General features: G+C 64.9%; 16 protein-coding genes. 9 read left to right on the top strand and 7 right to left on the bottom strand.

The window, feature by feature from the left end:
• Window positions 1–120 precede the first annotated feature (120 nt).
• The 6 genes from AC0YKC_RS03690 (at window position 121) to AC0YKC_RS03665 (ending at window position 7755) form a co-directional block, all read left to right on the top strand.
• The gene (locus AC0YKC_RS03690) at window positions 121–1296 is read left to right on the top strand and encodes a glycosyl transferase family 1 (protein WP_488510129.1); all 1176 of its coding nucleotides are present in this window, start codon (window positions 121–123) and stop codon (window positions 1294–1296) included.
• A 23-nt stretch (window positions 1297–1319) separates the two neighbouring features.
• Entirely contained in the window at window positions 1320–2303 is a 984-nt protein-coding gene (locus tag AC0YKC_RS03685) for a glycosyltransferase family 2 protein (RefSeq protein ID WP_488510314.1), read from the top strand.
• Window positions 2303–3241 (top strand): glycosyltransferase family 2 protein, encoded by a 939-nt coding sequence (locus AC0YKC_RS03680; RefSeq protein WP_488510125.1) that lies wholly within the window; start codon window positions 2303–2305, stop codon window positions 3239–3241. The genes AC0YKC_RS03685 and AC0YKC_RS03680 overlap by 1 nt, the downstream gene beginning before the upstream one ends.
• The gene (locus tag AC0YKC_RS03675; RefSeq protein ID WP_488510122.1) at window positions 3231–4280 is read left to right on the top strand and encodes a glycosyltransferase family 2 protein; all 1050 of its coding nucleotides are present in this window, start codon (window positions 3231–3233) and stop codon (window positions 4278–4280) included. Before AC0YKC_RS03680 ends, AC0YKC_RS03675 begins: the two co-directional genes overlap by 11 nt.
• Before the next feature lie 29 nt (window positions 4281–4309).
• Window positions 4310–5206: a UTP--glucose-1-phosphate uridylyltransferase GalU gene (gene galU, locus AC0YKC_RS03670; RefSeq protein WP_488510118.1), complete on the top strand. Its 897-nt coding sequence runs from the start codon at window positions 4310–4312 to the stop codon at window positions 5204–5206.
• Between the two features lie 167 nt (window positions 5207–5373).
• The gene (locus AC0YKC_RS03665) at window positions 5374–7755 is read left to right on the top strand and encodes a polysaccharide biosynthesis tyrosine autokinase (protein WP_488510115.1); all 2382 of its coding nucleotides are present in this window, start codon (window positions 5374–5376) and stop codon (window positions 7753–7755) included.
• Between the two features lie 61 nt (window positions 7756–7816).
• On the opposite strand, the gene AC0YKC_RS03660 is transcribed toward AC0YKC_RS03665, so the two are convergent.
• On the bottom strand, window positions 7817–8530 hold the full coding sequence (locus AC0YKC_RS03660; RefSeq protein ID WP_488510113.1) for a metallophosphoesterase family protein: 714 nt from the start codon (window positions 8528–8530) through the stop codon (window positions 7817–7819).
• 492 nt (window positions 8531–9022) lie between these two features.
• A complete protein-coding gene (locus AC0YKC_RS03655; protein WP_488510110.1) occupies window positions 9023–10930 on the bottom strand; it encodes a propionyl-CoA synthetase in 1908 nt (635 codons plus the stop codon).
• Between the two features lie 452 nt (window positions 10931–11382).
• Here AC0YKC_RS03655 and AC0YKC_RS03650 point away from each other — a divergent pair, with 452 nt between their 5' ends.
• Genes AC0YKC_RS03650 through AC0YKC_RS03640 form a run of 3 tightly spaced genes read left to right on the top strand, consistent with a single transcriptional unit; the run spans window position 11383 to window position 13078 of the window.
• Window positions 11383–11670: a PqqD family protein gene (locus AC0YKC_RS03650; RefSeq protein ID WP_434725001.1), complete on the top strand. Its 288-nt coding sequence runs from the start codon at window positions 11383–11385 to the stop codon at window positions 11668–11670.
• On the top strand, window positions 11670–12101 hold the full coding sequence (locus AC0YKC_RS03645) for a lasso peptide biosynthesis B2 protein (RefSeq protein WP_488510105.1): 432 nt from the start codon (window positions 11670–11672) through the stop codon (window positions 12099–12101). The genes AC0YKC_RS03650 and AC0YKC_RS03645 overlap by 1 nt, the downstream gene beginning before the upstream one ends.
• Complete coding sequence (locus tag AC0YKC_RS03640; RefSeq protein ID WP_488510103.1) at window positions 12098–13078, top strand: serine kinase; 981 nt, start codon at window positions 12098–12100, stop codon at window positions 13076–13078. Before AC0YKC_RS03645 ends, AC0YKC_RS03640 begins: the two co-directional genes overlap by 4 nt.
• Window positions 13079–13183: 105 nt before the next feature.
• On the opposite strand, the gene AC0YKC_RS03635 is transcribed toward AC0YKC_RS03640, so the two are convergent.
• The 5 genes from AC0YKC_RS03635 to ptsP form a co-directional block, all read right to left on the bottom strand.
• On the bottom strand, window positions 13184–14167 hold the full coding sequence (locus tag AC0YKC_RS03635; protein ID WP_488510101.1) for a formyltransferase family protein: 984 nt from the start codon (window positions 14165–14167) through the stop codon (window positions 13184–13186).
• A gap of 7 nt (window positions 14168–14174) precedes the next feature.
• On the bottom strand, window positions 14175–15200 hold the full coding sequence (locus tag AC0YKC_RS03630) for a nucleotidyltransferase family protein (protein WP_488510099.1): 1026 nt from the start codon (window positions 15198–15200) through the stop codon (window positions 14175–14177).
• 276 nt (window positions 15201–15476) lie between these two features.
• Window positions 15477–16463, bottom strand: coding sequence for a dihydroxyacetone kinase subunit DhaK (gene dhaK / locus AC0YKC_RS03625; protein ID WP_488510095.1), 987 nt, complete (start codon window positions 16461–16463; stop codon window positions 15477–15479).
• A gap of 32 nt (window positions 16464–16495) precedes the next feature.
• Window positions 16496–16921 (bottom strand): hypothetical protein, encoded by a 426-nt coding sequence (locus tag AC0YKC_RS03620; protein ID WP_320294316.1) that lies wholly within the window; start codon window positions 16919–16921, stop codon window positions 16496–16498.
• 13 nt (window positions 16922–16934) lie between these two features.
• Window positions 16935–18509 carry a phosphoenolpyruvate--protein phosphotransferase gene (gene ptsP / locus AC0YKC_RS03615; protein ID WP_488510092.1) on the bottom strand — a complete coding sequence of 525 codons (1575 nt, stop codon included), beginning with the start codon at window positions 18507–18509 and terminating at the stop codon, window positions 16935–16937.
• Window positions 18510–18534 lie beyond the last annotated feature (25 nt).

Here is an 18534-nt window from a genome sequence, read left to right as displayed (position 1 = left end):
ACCAATTTTGCAGTGCAACAAAAAATGTGCGGTCGTTTGCTACGCAGCACCAAAATTGTTGCGATGCAGCAAAAGCTGTACTAGCATCCCCGATGGGTGGGCCAACAGCGGTCGAGTTATATGCTGCATGTCTTGTACCTTGTGCATGACGTATCCGATCCGGCAGTGCGCCGAAGGATCCAGATGCTCAAGGCAGGCGGCGCCAGGGTCACCCTGGCGGGCTTCCGCCGCACCACCAGTCCGGTCGCCGAGATCGAGGGTGTCGAGCCTGTCGACCTTGGTGCCACGCGCGACGGCCGATTCGCGCAGCGCCTCGGCGCGGTCGCCAAGGCAGCCATGTCGATCGGCGCGAAGCTGGGCGCGATGCCGATGCCCGATCTCATCATCGCGCGCAACCTCGAAATGCTGGCGCTGGCCCGCCGCGCCAATGGCGCGCTCGCAGCGAGCGTGCCGATCGTCTATGAATGCCTCGATATCCACCGTCTGGTGCTGCGCGACGATTTCGTCGGCAGGACGCTGCGCGGCGCCGAACGTCATCTCGCTCGCGACGTGAAGCTTCTGGTGACGAGCTCGCCCGCCTTCATCGCCAATTATTTCGAGCCGTTCGGGCAGATCGGCGCGCCGGTCGAGTTGATCGAGAACAAATATTTCGAGGCGGCATCCGTTGTCGCCGCGCATTCTTTCGAGGACGACAGCCCGGCGACGCCGCCCTGGCGCATCGGCTGGTTCGGCGCGCTGCGCTGCCGCCGCTCGCTGGAGCTGCTGGCCGATTTCACCCGCCGCCAGGCAGGGCGTTTCGAGGTCGTGCTCAGGGGCCGTCCGGCGCTGTCCGAATTCCCGGACTTCCACGGTTTCGTCGAGGCCGAGCCGTGGCTTTCGTTCGAGGGGCCTTACCGCAACCCGGAGGACATGGCGGCCATCTACGGGCAGGTGCATTTCTCCTGGGCGATCGATTTCTTCGAGGCGGGCCAGAATTCCGAATGGCTGCTTCCCAACCGCCTCTATGAGGGCTGCCGCTTCGGCGCCGTGCCGATCTCGATGGCGGACACCGAAGCGGGAAGGTTCCTGAAGCAGCGGGATATCGGCGTGCTTCTGCCCGAAGCGACGCCCGAGGGTATTGAGGCGATGCTTGGCCGGATGGATCAGGATCGATATCGCGGCCTGAAGTCCCGGGTGTTGGCACGCAACCCCAGGACCTGGAGCTACGACCGCAGCGATTGCGCGGCCTTCGTCGACAAGCTGCGCGGCCTTGCAGCAATGCCTTCAAATTTTGCGACGACGGAGGCAGCGGCGTGATGGCAGGGGACGCACAAGAACCGATGGCGCAGGCATCGATCCTGATCGTCATTCCCTGCCTCAACGAGGCGGCCCATATCGGCGGCCTGCTCGACCAGTTGCGGCCCGCGGCAGTACGGCTCGGCGGCCGCATCGTCGTCGTTGACGGCGGCAGCACCGATGGCACGCAAGCCATCGTCGAAAAGATCGTGGCGAAGGATCCCCGGGTCATCCTGCTCGCCAATCCGAAGCGCCTGCAGAGTGCTGCCATCAATCTGGCGGTAGTGACCCTCGGCGAAGGCGCCGACTACCTCATCCGCGTCGACGCGCATGGCGGCTATCCGGACGATTACTGCGATCGGCTGGTCGAGGAAGCCCTTGCCACCGGCGCCGATTCGGTCGTCGTTTCGATGTTGACCGCCGGCACCGGCGCCGTGCAGAAGGCGGTCGCGGCGGCACAGAACTCCAAGCTCGGCACCGGCGGTTCGAAGCACCGGCACATGTCCGAGGGCGAATGGGTCGACCACGGCCACCACGCGCTGATGCGCATTGCCGCTTTCAGGCATGTCGGCGGCTATGACGAGAGCTTCAGCCACAACGAGGACGCCGAGCTCGACTATCGGCTGCGCCAGGCTGGCTACCGTATCTGGATGAGCGGCAGGACGCAGATGGTCTACTATCCGCGCTCGACGCTGAAGAGCCTCTATTTCCAGTATCTCGGCTATGGCCGCGGCCGCGCCAGGAACGTCCTGAAGCACCGCATGGTGCCGAAGCTTCGTCAGATGATCCCCCTGCTGGTGGCGCCCGTGGTGCTGCTCGCCCTGTTCTCCTTCGTCCACTGGATCGCGGCGGCGCCTTTCCTGATGTGGGCGGCGGTGTGCCTCGGTTACGGCCTGGTGACGGCGATACGTCAGCGCAACGCCGGCATCGCGCTGGTCGGGATCTCGGCCATGGTCATGCATTTCGGCTGGTCGGTCGGCTTCTGGCAGCAGCTCTTGACGTCTCGCTTGCAGCGTAAGGTGGCGTGATGGCCGGCCGCTCGCTCGACATCTGCATCTGCACCTTCCGCCGGCCGGAACTGGCCGATACGCTGCGCTCGGTCGCCGCCCTGGAGAAGCCCGAGGGCGTGGAGATCGGCATCGTCATTGCCGACAATGACGATGAGCCCAGCGCGCAGAAGCTGGTGAAGGCATTGGCCGAAGAGCTGAAGCTGCCGATCCGCTACCGTCACGCGCCGGCGCGCAACATCTCGATCGCCCGCAACGCCTGCCTCGACGCCAGCGTGTCGGACTTCGCCGCCTTCATCGATGATGACGAGACGGCCTCTCCCTCCTGGCTGGTCGAGTTGATGGCGACTGCCGATGCCGCGGGCGCCGCGGCGGTGCTCGGTCCGGTGCGGGCGCACTATCGCCAGGACGCGCCGGACTGGATGCAGAAGGGCGATTTCCATTCCACCTTGCCGGTCTGGGTGCGCGGCGAGATCCGCACCGGCTACACCTGCAACGTCCTGCTCAAGATGACCGACGCGAGCCTGCGCGGCCGGCGCTTCAGCCTGGCGCGCGGCCAGACCGGCGGCGAGGATACCGAGTTCTTCGACGCCATGGTCAAGGCCGGCGGCCGCATTGCCTTTGCACCCGATGCCTTCGTCGACGAGGTCGTGCCCCGCGCCAGGGCCGCTTTCGACTGGCTGCGCCGCCGCCGCTTCCGCTTCGGCCAGACGCATGGCCATCTGATCGGGCGCGGCACCGGCGGCGTGCGCCGCGTCGGCCAGGTCGGGCTGGCCTCGGCCAAGGCCGCCTATTGCTTCGGCATGGCCATTTTGACCGTGATCAGCCCGGTGCGACGGAACCGCAGCGTGCTGCGCGGCATTATGCACGTTGGCGTCATTAGCGGTTTGGTCGGCGTCCGTGAAATCCGCCAGTACGGCCTCACTTCGCCAGAACAAGGGAACAAGCGTGCAGCCTGACGTCAGCTTCGTCATCGCCGCCTACAATGCGGAGGCGACTCTCGACCGCGCCATCGCCGGCGCGATCGCCCAACTTGGCATGACGGTCGAGGTCATCGTCGTCGACGACCAGTCGCGCGACGGCACGCTGGATGTGGCGCGCGCTTATCCGCAGGATATCGTCAAGGTCGTCGCGCTGCCCGCCAATCGTGGTCCAGGCGGCGCTCGCAATGCCGGCCTCGACCTTGCCAGGGGCCGCTGGGTGGCGGTGCTCGATTCCGATGATGCGGTCCTTCCCGACCGCCTGGCCACGATGATCTCCCGCGCCGAAGCGACGGGCGCCCAGATTGCGGTCGACAATGTGCAGGTCGTGCGCGAGGACGGCACGCCCGACGACACCATGTTCCCGGCCGGCTATCTCGAAGGCCTGCGGGAAATCTCGCTGGCCGACTACATTGCCGGCAATCTGGTCTTCGAATCGCGTTTCAATCTCGGCTACCTCAAGCCAATCTTCCAGCGTCGTTTCCTCGACGACAACAGGCTGCGCTACGACGAGAAGCTGCGCATCGGCGAGGACTACATCCTGCTGGCGAGCGCGCTGGCCAGCGGCGGTCGCTGCGCGGTCGAGCCGAGCGTCGGCTATGTCTACCACATCCGCGCCGGCTCGATCTCGCGCGTGCTCGAATTGCATCACGTCGAGGCGATGACGCGCGCCGACGCCGCCTTCGCGGCGGCATATCCCATGGACAGTGGCGCAAAGGCGGCCTTCGCCAGGCGCGGCCGCAGCCTGCGCAAGGCATCGTCGTTCCTGTCCCTGGTTCAGCACATCAAGGCGCGCGCCCCGCTCAAGGCGATCGGCACGGCGCTCAGGGATCCGGCCGCGATCGGGCATATGAGCATGCCCATCGCGGTCCGGCTCAGAAGGGTTGCGGCGCAAATTCGCCGTGGGGGCGGGGAGATGAAGCATGCGGGCGATTTTCTAGAGCATGATCCCGAAAAGTGGGAACCGGTTTTCGGAAAAGATCATGCTCCCAACAATGAATTAGCCGGCGACAGGTAGAAATCTTTTTCTCTCAGAAGGAAGACCATATGCAGAAAGTCAGGAAGGCAGTCATCCCGGTGGCGGGGCTCGGAACGCGGTTCCTGCCGGCGACCAAGTCGATGCCGAAGGAAATGCTGCCCGTCGTCGACAAGCCCGTCGTGCAATATGCCGTCGACGAGGCGTTCGAGGCCGGCATCGAGCACATCGTCTTCGTCACCGGCCGCAACAAGGCGGTCATCGAGGACTATTTCGACCTGCATCCTGAACTGATCGGCACGCTGGAGCAGACCGGCAAGAAGGCGCAGCTCGAATCGCTGGAGAACCTGCTGCCGGTGGCCGGCGCCACCTCCTTCATCCGCCAGCAGTCGCCGCAGGGCCTCGGCCATGCCGTATGGTGCGCGCGCGACGTGATCGGCAACGAGCCCTTCGCGCTGCTGCTTCCCGACATGGTGTCCTTCGGCGCGCGCGGCTGCCTTGCCGAGACGGTCGATCTCTATCAGCGTACCGGCGGCAATGTGATCGCAGTGGAGCGCTGCGACCCGGCCGAAACCGGCAAATACGGCATTGTCGGCCGTGGCGACGAGGTCGGTTCCGGCTTCAAGGTCACGGAGATGGTCGAAAAGCCCGCGCCCGCCAAGGCGCCGTCGAATTTCTATATCAACGGCCGCTACGTGCTGCAGCCGGAGATCTTTGCGCTGCTCGGCAACCAGCAGCGCGGCGCCGGCAACGAGATCCAGCTCACCGACGCCATGGTGCGCCTGGCTCAGAGCCAGCCCTTCTATGCCCAGCCCTTCGATGGCCGCATGTTCGACTGCGGCTCCAAGGAAGGCTTCATCGAGGCCACAATAGCCTTTGCCCTGGCGCGCGACGACATGAAGGGGCCTGTCTTCGAGATGCTGCAGCAATTCGTCCGGTCGCATGAGCGCCGGGAAGTAGCCGCATAATGCCCATCTTTCGGGTGCATATGCGAACTCGCGATGGCGCGACGGCCACTCAAGCGCCCGGGCCTTTTGGCCCGGCGCATCCTGGCAACGACGTTGCGCGGTCTTTTCTGGTCACGACGCCGATCTACCAAGGCCGCTAGCGCCTGCAACCTGGAATTGGACCGAACATGAACTATGCCAACTTCCCTCTCGACAAGAGGATGCCGTTGCCCAGCACCGATCCGGAAAAGGGTGAAGACTTCATCGACGTCGAGCGTCTGCTTGGCATGGCCGCCCGGCAGGCCAAGGTGGTGGCGGTCTGCGCCATCATCGGCCTGTTCCTGGGCGTGATCTATCTGCAGACCACACCCAAGCAATACATGTCCGTGGCAAGCGTCTTGATCGACGAGGGCATGAATAAGGTCATGGACGATATCTCGGCTGCCAGCGCTACGCAGCAGACCGACGCGACGATCCTCAGCCAGATCGAGATTCTCAACTCGGCGCGCCTGGCGTCTGAGGTGGTCGACAAGCTGAAGCTTGACCAGAACCAGGACTTCATGAGCCCGCCGCAATCGGCTCTGGCCAAGGGCATCGGGTTTCTGCGCGGCATCGTCGGCTATTTCCGCGGCAATTCGGCCGACCAAATTCCCGGCATCCAGAATGTCGATGCCGCGACGCGCGAAGCCATGATCAAGACCGCGACCCACGACTACGCGGTTCTTGTGCTGCAGACCGGACTGTTGGCCGATCGCGTCAGCCGCAGCAATGTCATCAGCATCGGCTACCAGGCGGCAGACCCGGCACTCGCCACTGCCATCACCAAGGCCTATGCGGATGCCTACCTCGCCGACCAGCTCAACGCCAGCTTCGACGCCACCGAGCGCGCGGCCCTTTGGCTGCAGGGCCGACTTACCGAGTTGCGCGAGAGCTCGCAGGCCGCCTCGTTGGCGGTCGAGAAGTTCAGGGCCGAGCACGGTCTTTCCGCCAACAGCGACGGCCAGCTGCTGAGCGACAAGCAACTTGCCGACCTCAACGCCCAGCTCATCGTCGCCCAGGCCGATACCGCGCGCACCAGCGCCCGCTACCAGCAGTATAAGGCGATCGTCGACAGCGGCTCCGAAAGCGCCTTCAACGATTCGGCCATAGCGGCCGACCAGCCGAGCAGCTCGGTCATCATCGCGCTCAAGACCCGCTATCTGGCCATTGCCAAACGCCTGCAGGACGTCGAGACGAATTTCGGCAAGGATCATCCGCAGGCGGTCGCGCTGGCCAAGGAAAAGGCCGATGTGTCGGCGCAGATCTTCGGCCAGCTGAAGCAGCTCACCGAAAGCTACCGCAACGATTACGAAGTGGCGCAGGCGCGCGAAACGGCGCTGCGCGACAAGATCTCCACCGCCGCCGGCAAGAGTTCGATCGACAACCAATCGCAGGTGAAGCTCAAGGAGCTCGACCAGCAGGCGCAGGCGCTGACCACGCTCTACCAGACCTTCCTCAGCCGCTATGAGGAAGCCTCGCAGCAGCAGTCCTTCCCGGTCGGCAAGGTCCGCATCATTTCCGACGCGACGATGCCGCTCGCGGCCTCCAGCCCACGCACCTTGCGCGTGCTGGCGCTGTCGCTGGTGCTCGGCCTGATGCTCGGCGCCGGCTTCGGCGGTCTCAACGAGTTCAACGAGCGCTTCTTCAGGACGGGCGAGGATATTCGTGACCGCGCCGGTTTGAAATTCCTGGGTTATCTGCCGACGATCGGCGGCGGCAAGGCCAGGGATTCCAAGGCCGACGACCTGCCGGTCGACGACAAGGTGGCCAGCCTCTCCGCCGCCGAGAGACGGGCGCGCATGCGGGTCAGCATCGACGCCCCGGCCTCGATGTTCGCCGAGACGCTGCGCAACGCCAAGATAGCCTTCGACGTCGTGATGGAAGACCGCGGCAGCCGGGTGATCGGCGTCATTTCGGTGCTGCCCGGCGAAGGCAAGTCGACGGTGGCCGCGAACCTTGCCGGCCTGCTCGCCGCCAACGGCGCCAGGACCTTGCTCATCGACGGCGACCTGCGCAATCCGGGCTTGAGCCGCAGCCTCGGCATGGAGAGAGAGCAGGGCTTGATGGAGGCGGTGGTCAACGGCCAGACATGGCAGTCGGTCGGCAAGGTCGACCGCCAGACCAAGCTTGCGATCATCCCCGCCGTGCTGCGCGGCCAGTTCTCGCACACCAGCGAGCTTCTGGGCTCGGCCGGCATGCGGCGCTTCATCGAGAACGCCAAGGAGACGTTCGAATATATCATCGTCGACCTGCCGCCGCTCGGCCCCGTCGTCGACGCCAAGGCCTTCGCGCCGCTGGTCGACGGCTTCGTGCTGGTCACCGAATGGGGCCGCACGCCGCGCAACATGGTGCGCTCGATGCTGGAATCGGAGCCCTATATCGCCAACAAAGTGATCGGCGCGGTGCTCAACAAGGTCGATTTGAAGAAACTGGCCAAATACGGCTCGCTCGGCGGCTCGGAAAGGTTCTTCGACCGCTATTCGTCCTACTATTTGGACAAGTCGGAATCGCGCCCCAAACAGGCTGCTTGAGGCGTTTTTCCCTTCGAAAGACAGAGCTATAGGGCGGTTCAGCCTAAGACGGCGAACCGCCCTAATCTTGTGAAGACAGCAGCCGGCCGTATTTGCCGACGATCCTGAGCGCGGTCAGCCGCCCGGTCTGAAAGGCGCCGGTGTCGATGTCGAGCCGGCGCCCGTCAAGCGTCGGAACGTCGACGATCGTGTGTCCGTGGACCACCCAGCGGTCGAGACGATGCGCCGCCTGGAAGAACTCCTCGCGGATGTTGAGGAGATCGTTCTCGTCCTGCGCCTCCAGCGCGATACCGGGCCGGATGCCGGCGTGCACGAAGACGAATTCCTCGGAGCAGACCATCGCCGGCAGCGTGCGCAGGAAGTCGACATGGCTGGCGGGAATGGCCTCGCGGATGCGCGCGTCCGTCTGCTCGTTCGAGCCGTAGAGGCTTGCCAGGCGGTCCGGGTCGACGCCGTAGGAGAACAGGGTCTCGCGCGCGCCGTAGCCGAGCCAGGGCTCGCGCGAAAGATAGCCGTCGAGATAAAGGAGCAGCGCGACCTCGTGGTTGCCTACCAGGCAAACGCGCTGGAAGCCTTTCGGCGGCGGCGCCATCACATGTTCTATCACGCGCCGCGAGTGCGGCCCTCGGTCGATATAGTCGCCCAGCATGATGATGATCTTGCGGCCACTGAACCGTTGCGCGTCGAGCTGGATCTTTGCTTCCAGCGCCAGCAGTTCCTCATGGCAGCCATGCACGTCGCCGATCGCGTAGACGACTGTGTCGCGCATGTCCATGACAAGGCGCTCGCGTGGCGCGGGCCGAGGACGTCTCGAACGTTGGAACAGACTCACGGATTGAGACTCGGATATTTGCACTGGTTTGCGCCTCGATATCATGCCGGATGCAAACAATTCCACACCGGCGCTCCCAAGCCGGCTCATTCTTGCACGGCGGTCGGCGTCCGCGTTCAGAGCGGGTCAGCGTTTCACAGAATCCCAAGCGGAGCCGGCAAAACCCATTTCGGGATGGGGCGGGATGCCGCCGGTGGCGCGCTGAAACGCCGTAGGGGAAGGCCCAGACCCAGAAGCCATAGTGATGGAACATCACCATGACGGCGGCCAGGAAACGCAGGATCTCGCCGCCGCCGATGTCCTCTTGAGCTGAGCCATGCCGTGCCTTCGGTATGGCCCCCACGCGAAGTCTAAAGTCTATTGCTGCGTTGCACAACAAGTGATCGCAGTGCGGGATAAATTGGTGAATTCGTCCTTAACGCGTCTGCCGAGGGGCTATACCCCGATGCCGCGCCCCTTCAGCGCCGCCGCGATCTCGTCGAGGATCACGGGATCGTCGATGGTCGCCGGCATCGTCCATGCCTCCTTGTCGGCGATCTTCTGCATCGTGCCGCGCAGGATCTTGCCGGAGCGGGTCTTGGGCAGCCGCTTGATCGTCACCACGGTCTTGAAGGCGGCGACCGGGCCGATCCGCTCGCGCACCAGCCCCACAACCTCGTTTTCGATCGCGCCGCTATCGCGCGAGACACCGGCATTGAGCACGACGAAGCCGAGCGGCACTTGGCCCTTCAAGGCATCTGCAATGCCGATGACGGCGCATTCGGCGACATCGGGATGCGCCGCCAGCACCTCCTCCATGGCGCCGGTCGAGAGCCGGTGGCCGGCGACGTTGATGATGTCGTCGGTGCGGGCCATGACATAGAGGTAGCCGTCCTCGTCCATCATGCCGGCGTCGGCCGTCTTGTAGTAGCCGGGAAACTCCTCGAGATAGGCCTGGCGGAAGCGGGCATCGGCGTTCCAAAGCGTCGGCAGACAGCCGGCGGGCAGCGGCAACTTGACCACGACGTTGCCGAGCGTCCCGCGCGGCACTTCGTGTCCGGCATCGTCGAGGATGCGGATGTCGTAGCCCGGCATCGGCACCCCGGGCGAGCCGTATTTCACCGGCAACAGCCCCAGGCCCGCCGGGTTGATCGTCATCGGCGAACCGGTCTCGGTCTGCCACCAATGGTCGATCACCGGCCTGTCGAGCTTCTGTTCCGCCCATTTGATGGTCTCGGGGTCAGCACGCTCGCCGGCGAGGAACAGGGTGCGGAACTTCGACAGGTCGTATTTCGGCACGAACTCGCCCTTGGGATCCTGCCCCTTGATGGCGCGGAAGGCGGTCGGCGCGGTGAACAGCGCCACCACGCCGTGCTGCGAGATCACGCGCCAGTAGGTGCCGGCGTCCGGCGTGCCGATCGGCTTGCCCTCGAACAGCACGCTGGTGCAGCCATGCAGGAGCGGGCCGTAGACGATGTAGGAATGGCCGACCACCCAGCCGACATCGGAAGCCGCCCAGAAAACTTCGCCCGGCTTGACCCCGAACTCGTTGTCCATGGTCCATTTCAGCGCGACCATATGGCCGCCATTGTCGCGCACGATGCCTTTCGGCTGGCCGGTCGTGCCGGAGGTGTAGATGATGTAGAGCGGGTCGGTGGCCAGCACCGGCACGCAGTCGACATTGGCGCCGGCGGCCCGCTCCCGAGCAACCGCATCCGCATAGTCGAAGTCGTAATTGTCCTTCATCTGGCAGCGCAGTTGCTCGCGCTGCAGGATGAGGCACGCGTCGGGCTTGTGCTTCGACATCTCGATCGCCTTGTCGAGCAGCGGCTTGTAGGCGATGACGCGGCCGGGCTCCAGCCCGCAGGAAGCGGTGATGATCAGCTTCGGCTTGGCGTCGTCGATGCGGGTGGCGAGCTCATGCGAGGCGAAGCCGCCGAACACCACCGAATGCACGGCGCCTAGCCTTGCACAGGCGAGCATGGCGATGGCCGCTTCGGCCACCATCGGCATGTAGATGATGACGCGGTCGCCCTTGTCGATGCCGCGATGCCTGAGCACCGAGGCCAGCGCGACAACCTCGCGCTTCAGTTCGGCATAGGTGAATTTCCGGATCGTACCGGTGATGGCGCTGTCATGAATCAGCGCCAGCTGGTCGGCGCGTCCGCCGGCGACATGGCGGTCGATTGCGTTGTAGCAGGTATTGCAAGAGGCGCCGACGAACCAGCGGCCATAGACGCCTTCCGCCGGATCGAAGACCTTTTCGGCAGGCTTATACCAGTCGATGGCCTTAGCCGCCTCGGCCCAGAACCCTATGGGGTCGCTTTTCCAGCCCTCATAGACTTCGCGGTAGCGTGAGGCCATCGGCATTCCTCCCAGAATATTTTGCCGTCTGGGAATAGCCTAAGTCGTTTCTGCCGGCCATGTCTTCCTGCATTTTGGTCGACATCGCCGGCGAACGTCTTCCCTTGACGCCTCCAGCGGAAGAGTCGCTGTCACCGTCCGTGATATCAGCCGGCTTAGAGCGGCAGCGCCGCCAGCATCAGCCCGACGCCGCCGGCGATCAGGATGGCCGCCGCAAGCGCCTTCCGATGGCGCTCGAACGCCGTCGGAGCCCGTTCCCAATTGTAACGCATACAAATCACTCCCCAAAACCCGGCGGACTCATAGCTTACCCAAGGGCAGGAAGGCAAGACCTCGCTAATATTCGCCCCGTAGGACAGGCCTGCGGAGCGGATCGTCCGCCTCGCCATCCATGGCGATGGACAGCCTCGCGGTGCCGCGCTAATTGCTCTTCCAGCGAAGGGAGCGCGGGCATGGCAGAAATCGGCTCTGAAACGGTGCTGCGCATGGCGGACGATGCGTCCGTGCAGCATGTCGGCGACGGTGCAGTCGTGCTCCTGGCGCGCAGCGGCCAGCTTTACACCTGCAACGACACGACCGAGGCTTTCCTCGGCAAGGTCGATGGCGCGCGCAATCTCGACCAGATCGTCGACCTGCTGTCGGACGAGTTCGACATCGACAAGGCAACGCTCGACCAGGATATGGCTGAATTGGCCACCGAGCTTGTGGCTGAAGGCATCCTCGCCGACCCGGGCGCGTGATGGCCGACGGACCCGTCCTGCGCGCCCTGTTCCGCGTCCATCTGTGGCTCAGCGCCCGGCTGATGCCGTTGCTGGTCGGCCGGCGCGATTTCGAAGGCGTGTTGAAACTGGCGCCGCTGCAGTCGCCTGCACCCTATCGTGACTTGCCCTCGACCTACATCGTCCATCGCGTCAAGCGAACGGTGCGGCGCCCTTGGCTGATGCGCGACCGCAGATGCCTTCGGGAAGGTCTGCTCGGCTTCCGCTTCCTGCGCATGGCCGGCCTCGACCCGGAGCTGCGTTTCGGCGTCGACGCCAGATCGATGCACGAGCCTCGCCTGTCGGCGCATTGCTGGGTCTGCCTCGACGGCAAGCCGGTGGTCAGCGACAGCCAGCCCGGCATGGTGGAGATTTACCGCCACCCGGCCAGGATGAAGGCGCCAGCCGCTTGAGCGACCAGACTTTCCGCTACGACCTCAACGGTCAGGTCCTGGGCATCACCGCCGCGCGTGCCGATCTGTGGCCGAGCTTCGACCTAATGCTCGGCGCCCCGCGTGTGGACGCGCCTGTCGAGCCCGGTTTTCGTGTCGATATCTTCGAGACGCTTGATCTGCGGGAGAACCCCGAAGGAAAGCTGGCTTTCGACGGCGAAGTGCCGCTGGACGGCCATTGCCGCATGATCGACTGCGGAAGCGTGTTCCATCTCGTCTTTCCCGGCCAGCAGACCGTGTCGATACACGACGGCGAGGGCCGGGCCGAGATCCGTCTCCATCCGGACAGCAAGATCAAGTGGACCTTGCTGATGATGGTGCTGGATGCGGCGCTCGATGCGGATGGCCAGCATATGCTGCACACAGCGGGTCTCACCTTGCCTGGAAAGGACGGCCTGGTTCTCATTCATGCGCCAAGCGGCACAGGCAAGTCGACCACATCGCTGGCGCTTGCATCGCAGGGCTTCGGCCTCTGCTCGGACGACGTCATGATCCTCAATGCAAACGGGCAGGGCATCACGGCCTGGGGCATGCCGCGCAAGGTGAAGGTCCACCGCAACACCGCGGCGATGCTGCCCTTCGTCGCGCCTTTCCTGGGCGGAACATGGGACGCCGAGGGCGAGCAATCCGTTTCGCTGGACCGCCTCGGCGAAATCATCCGCGTCGAGGATGTGTGCGCCAGGCCCGTCGCAGCGCTCCTGCATCTTGCGCGCTCGGCGGACACCGAGACCCGGTTGCTGCCGATGGCTAGGACCGACGCCATGGTGGCTTTGGCCACCGACAATGTAAGGACCGGCATGACCGGCCTGCTGTCGCTGCAGAAAAGGCGCATGGCGATGATCGCGACCCTGGTGAAGGCGGTGCCGACCTTCACGCTGGAAGTCGGCTCGAGCCCGGCGGATGCGGCCGCGCTGATCCAGGCTACGCTGCACGGTTGAAGCGCGTTAGAGCAATTCCAGGAAAAGTGTGAGCGGTTTTCCGTCCGGAATTGCGTTAAAACAAAGATAGAGCGGTTCGCCGTTTTCGTGAAACGGTGAAACGCTCTAATCCTTCGCGCCGAAACGCCGGATGTCGAAGGATCGCTGTTCCCGCCGGGCCTGGCGGGGTTTCGACTGCCATCGCAACAACAGCCGGGACAGCCTGTTGTAGGCCAGATGGACGACGCGCGCGTCGGCGCAGTCGAACGCCACCAATCCCCATCGGCGTTTCGCTGCTTCGCCCGTGGGTGGTCCCAGGCGGCGAATCGGCTGAGCCAGCCGGACCGGCTTTGCATCGATCAGGACGCTGACCGGAACGCTCGACCCGACGATCCGGCACAGCCGGGCGACATGCTCGCTTGACGATCGCGCGCCGACGATCAACGGACCGCGCTCGATCTGCGCCCAGACATATGCCCCATCCGGCTGAGGCGATCCGGCAAGCCTGCCGCGGCAAAACTCAGGCGCAACATCCGCCGCAAGCACGGCCATCGCGTCGGCCAGGGCCCGGTTCACCGTTGCGGCCGAATGCCAATCCTCTGCGGCAAAGCCAATTTGCGCGAGGATGTCGCCCTCGTCGAAGCCGGACGTCATCTCGTGCAAGGTCACGCCGCCATGGGCTTCATGCATCTGGTCTATGACCAGCCGGTGGATTGGATGCGGGCCGCGATAGTGCGGCAGAAGTGCGGGATGCAGGTTGAGGCCGCCTTTTGGAAACAGCTCCAGCACGGTTCGCGGGATCAGCTTGCCGTAGCCGAAACAGATCAAGAGATCGGCGCCAGACGCGCTGAGCCGCGGCCCGAGCGTATCCCAGTCGTAGGGCGGGCTGAATTCGATCAGCGCGGGCACGGTGTGTTCGGGATGAGTTCTCAGCGCAAACCGTCGCCGCAGGCGACGGCGCAGCACACTGAAGCTGAAGCGTTTGCCGGCACGTGGGCCAGGCACCACAACGGCAACGATGCGGTGGCCGCTGTTTGCCCAACGCGCAAGCATGGGCGCGGTGACGGAAGAAACCTCGGTGACGAACACGGCCGAGAGCGGCTTCTCCATGCCGGGCTCAGGCTGGATACGGTCGCGGCCGTGCCAGCCTCTGCACCCAGCGGAAGGCGTCGCGGCTGAGGCGCGAGCGCAGCTTTTCGCGGGAATTGACCCGAAGCAGCATGTTGCCGGTGATGAGCCATTTCGCCAGCCGTATCGAGAGATCCGGCTTGATACGGTTGGCAAGCTCGATCGCGCGTGGCGCGCCGAACAGGCGTCCGGTGACGTTGAGAACCGTCGCCAGCTCGAGCTCGATGCCGGTCATGCGCGCGGCATCGAGCAGCCGCGCTTCCTCTTGAGGCGATTTCAGCGCCCGCACGCCTTGCAGCACGTCGACGCAGAGCTGCAGGCGGTGGAACTTGTGGCCGCCGGCGGCGTGGACGATGGCGATGGTGAGCAGCGCGGCCGGCGTGTCGGTTTCGCCGTCGTCGATCGCCTGCAACTCCCGGAACCCGAGCGAAAGGCGGCGCCGCATGCCGGTGTCGTGCACCAGGTTGCCGTGCAATTCGATCAGCAGGCTCGAGTTCTCTTTCTCCAGCCATTTGAATTCCTGCAATTGGTGCGACTCGGCCTCGTCGCTGCCGAGCTCGAACCCGCATTCGCCAATCGTCTTGTTGGCCTCCTCGATGCTGGCGGGGTCGACGAGAATGTCGATGTCGGTGAAGGGGCGGTCCGCAACCTGGCTATAAAGCTTGCGCGCGAACACTGGTCCTTTGACGATCCGGGCCGGCACGCCTTTTGCCGCCAGCGCTTTCATGATGCGGTCGCCGTGATACTGCAGCAGCATTGACTGGCCGGTCGCCATCGTCGCCTCGTCGCGCAACTCCGACAATTTCCGCTGCAAGGCTGCGTCCTGCGGCAGTCGGGCGTCGCCGATTTGCCTGAGTTTGCGCAGCATGATCGGCAGCACGCCGTGGAACTCCGCGTTGGCGAGCAGCGCCAGCAGGGTTTTTGCCGCAAGGCCATTGCCAATGGCGGCCGGCGCCTCGGGGTCGGCGAAGGTCAGCAGCAGTTTTTCATCGGCAGGCTCAAGAGAAGGCAGCATCAATCTGATCGGGATTCATTCATGGAAGACAGATATGGCGGATATGGTTGCAGAAAAGCATCAGGGATGCCAGCAGCGTGAGGACAAAGCCCGCGCATGAATTGACAGTGCGAAGAGCTTTGCCGCATTCTCACAACTTGGAGTCGGAGGCGTCAAAATGACCAAGAAGCAATATCAAGCGCCAGTTCTGCGCAAGGTGGGCAAGCTGTCAGCCGTGGTAGCTGGTGTGTCGAAAGCGGTCTAAGTCATCAATCCGTAGCTTCAGCTCGGCCAAGGTTAAATTCCCCAGCGCAGCGCCGCGGTATGCACTGGCGCGTCCCACAATGCTGCGGTCTCGTCGTCCAGCATGGCCAGCGTGATCGAGCATCCCGCCATGTCGAGCGAGGTCACATAGGACCCGACAAGCGAGCGGACCACCGTCACGCCCTGCTTCTCGAACATCCTGCGGGCGCTGTTGTACATCAGATAGAGCTCCATAGACGGCGTGCCGCCGAAACCGTTGACGAACAGCAGCGCCGGCCCTTTGGCGCGGTTGCCAAGGTCGCCGGCAATCGCCGCGCAGACCTCCTCGGCGATGGCGTCGGCGCTTTTCAGCGCGTCGCGGCGCCGGCCGGGTTCGCCGTGGATGCCGACGCCGAATTCCATCTCGCCGTCACCGATCTCGAAGGTCGGCTTGCCAGCGGCGGGCACCGTGCCGCTGGTCAGCGCCACGCCCATCGAGCGCGTCGCGGCGTTGACGCGGTCGCCCAGCGCCTTGAGCGCGGGCAGAGGCATGCCTTGCTCGGCGGCGGCGCCGACGATTTTTTCCACCACCAGCGTACCGGCAACACCGCGCCGTCCGGTCGTGTAGGACGAGTTCTCGACCGCGACGTCGTCATTGGTCACCACCTCCAGCACACCATCCGCCATCTCGGCCGCCATGTCGAAGTTCATCACATCGCCTTCGTAGTTCTTGACGATGAACAGGCAGCCGGCGCCGGTGTCGACGGCCTGAACGGCGGCCAGCATCTGGTCGGGCGTCGGCGAGGTGAAGACCTGGCCGGGGCAGGCGGCGTCCAGCATGCCATGGCCGACAAAGCCGCCATGCAGCGGCTCGTGGCCGGAGCCGCCGCCCGAGATCAGCGCCACCTTGCCTGGCTTCAATTCCCTGCGGCGGATGAACTTGTGCTCTTCGCCAAGCACGAGGATGTCGGCATGGGCCGCGGCGAAGCCATCGAGGCTCTCGGTCAGGACCGTGTCCACGGCGTTCAAAAATTTCTTCATGGCGTCCTCCCAAACAGCCCGGCAACAAAAGGTCAGCCGCTGCCCTTGCCGGCGATGCTGGTTATTTTCTGGATGAATTCGTTGATCGCCCGGTCGAGCGCGGCGTTCTGCCTGTCGTCGCCGAAATCCGGCACGATCAGCGAGACATGGCGTGTCCTGCGCTGCCCGGAGGCCGCGGGCACCTTGCCGGGATGCGCCTGGTGATAGGCGGCCATGAACTGGTCGCGCTCCGCCTGGCTGAAATGGCAGACGGAAAAGATGGACGGCAGATGCTTTGACGGGATCGGGATCGAATAGGCCGGACTGGAAATCTGCGTGACGAAGCTGCGGTGCTTGCCGAGCGCATCGGCCAGGCGCTGGCGCATGCCGGACGGGCGCTGGTCGATCACCTGCGACAGGATCGTCTTGTAGGCGCGGATCGCCTCTTCCGAGCCAGCTTCCGGGATCTTTTCGGTCATGGCCATGCCGCGCCTACACCGCAACATCCGCAATGGCCGCCTTGGCCATGGCGAGTTGCGTTGGCGCGACCGACAGGTCGCGCAGGCCGGCCTCGAGCAGCGCCGGGATGGCTGCCGGATCGCCGCCCGCGTCGCCGCACAGGCTGACCGGAATAGCTTTCTCGCGTCCGAAGTCGGCAACCGCAGCGATCAGCCGTAGCACCGCCGGGTGACGGACGGAGTTGAGATGCGCGACCGCGGCATTGTCGCGCGCGGCCGCCATCACATATTGCGTCAGGTCGTTGGAGCCGATCGAGAAGAAGGCGACATCGGCGAAGGCCTCCGGCGCCAGCGCCACGGACGGCACCTCGACCATGATGCCGAGCGGCGGCAGCCTGTGCGCGACGCCGTCAGCGGCAAGCGCGGCCTGCTCCCCGGCGAACAGCGCGGTGGCTTGGGCGTACTCGTCAGGCGTGGCGATCATCGGGAACATCACCTTCAGATTGCCGTGGATGGCGGCGCGCAGCAATGCCCGTATCTGCACGCGGAAGATATCGCGTCGCGCCAGCGAAAGCCTTATACCGCGCAGGCCGAGGAAAGGATTGGTCTCCTCGACCGTGAAACCCGGCACCGGCTTGTCGCCGCCGGCGTCGACGGTGCGGATGGTCACCGGTTTGTCGCCGGCCCATTCCAGTACCTTGCGGTAGGCGTGATATTGCGTCTCCTCGTCCGGCAGAGCCGTGCCGAACAGGAATTCGGTCCGCATCAGGCCGACGCCGTCGCAGGTCGCGATATCGATGCCTTCGACGTCGGTAGGGTAGGCGATGTTGACCTGGACGCGCACGGCGGTGCCGGTCTTGGTCGCCGCCGGCTCCGTCAGGAATGTCCGCGCCGCGCCCTGGCGGTCGGCGAAGGAGGCGGCGGCTTGCCGGAAGGCTTCGATCTCGGCCGGCGACGGCGAAAAGACGATCCCGCCGCGCTCGGCATCGAGCAGCGCGACGCCTGTTAGCGATTCGGCTGCAGCGCCGAGACCGACGACCATCGGCACGCCGCGCGAGCGCGCCAGCATCGCGACGTGGCTGGCGGCGCTGCCGCGCCTGAGCGCTATGCCGCCGCCCTTGCTCCAATCGGTTTCGAGGAAGCGCGTCGGCGCGATGTCCTCGCCATAGAGGATCGCGCCCAGGGGCGCCGCGGCCTCGCTGTCCTCGCTCAGCGCCCGCAGCACCTGGTCGCGAATGTCGCGCAGGTCCGCGGCGCGGGCGCGGAAATAGTCCTGGTCCGACGCTTCGTAGCCGGCGATCTCGCCGTCCAGCGCCGCGCGCCAGGCGGCGTCAGCCGGCTGCCCGGAAGCGATCGACGCGAAGGCCGGACCACCCAGCGCGTCGTCCTCCAGCATGGCGATGTGGAATTCGAGGATGCCGGCGGCGTCGCCATCGGCGGTTTCGATCAGCGCCGCCAGCCGACCGACGGCCTTGCCGATCGCCCCCTCCAGCGCGGCTCTCTCTTCCGCCGCTCCCGCCTTGGCTTCGTAACCGGCCGGAGGCTGGTCGAGGTCGAACAGCGAGCCTTCGGCATAACCGGCCGAGGCTGGAACACCCTCAATGCGCATGGTCCGCGTTCCTTGTGGTCGGGGA

This window comes from Mesorhizobium sp. CNPSo 4661 (assembly GCF_057784215.1).
Note: the sequence above shows the minus strand (reverse complement) of the source record. Positions and strands in the feature narration are given on the sequence as shown.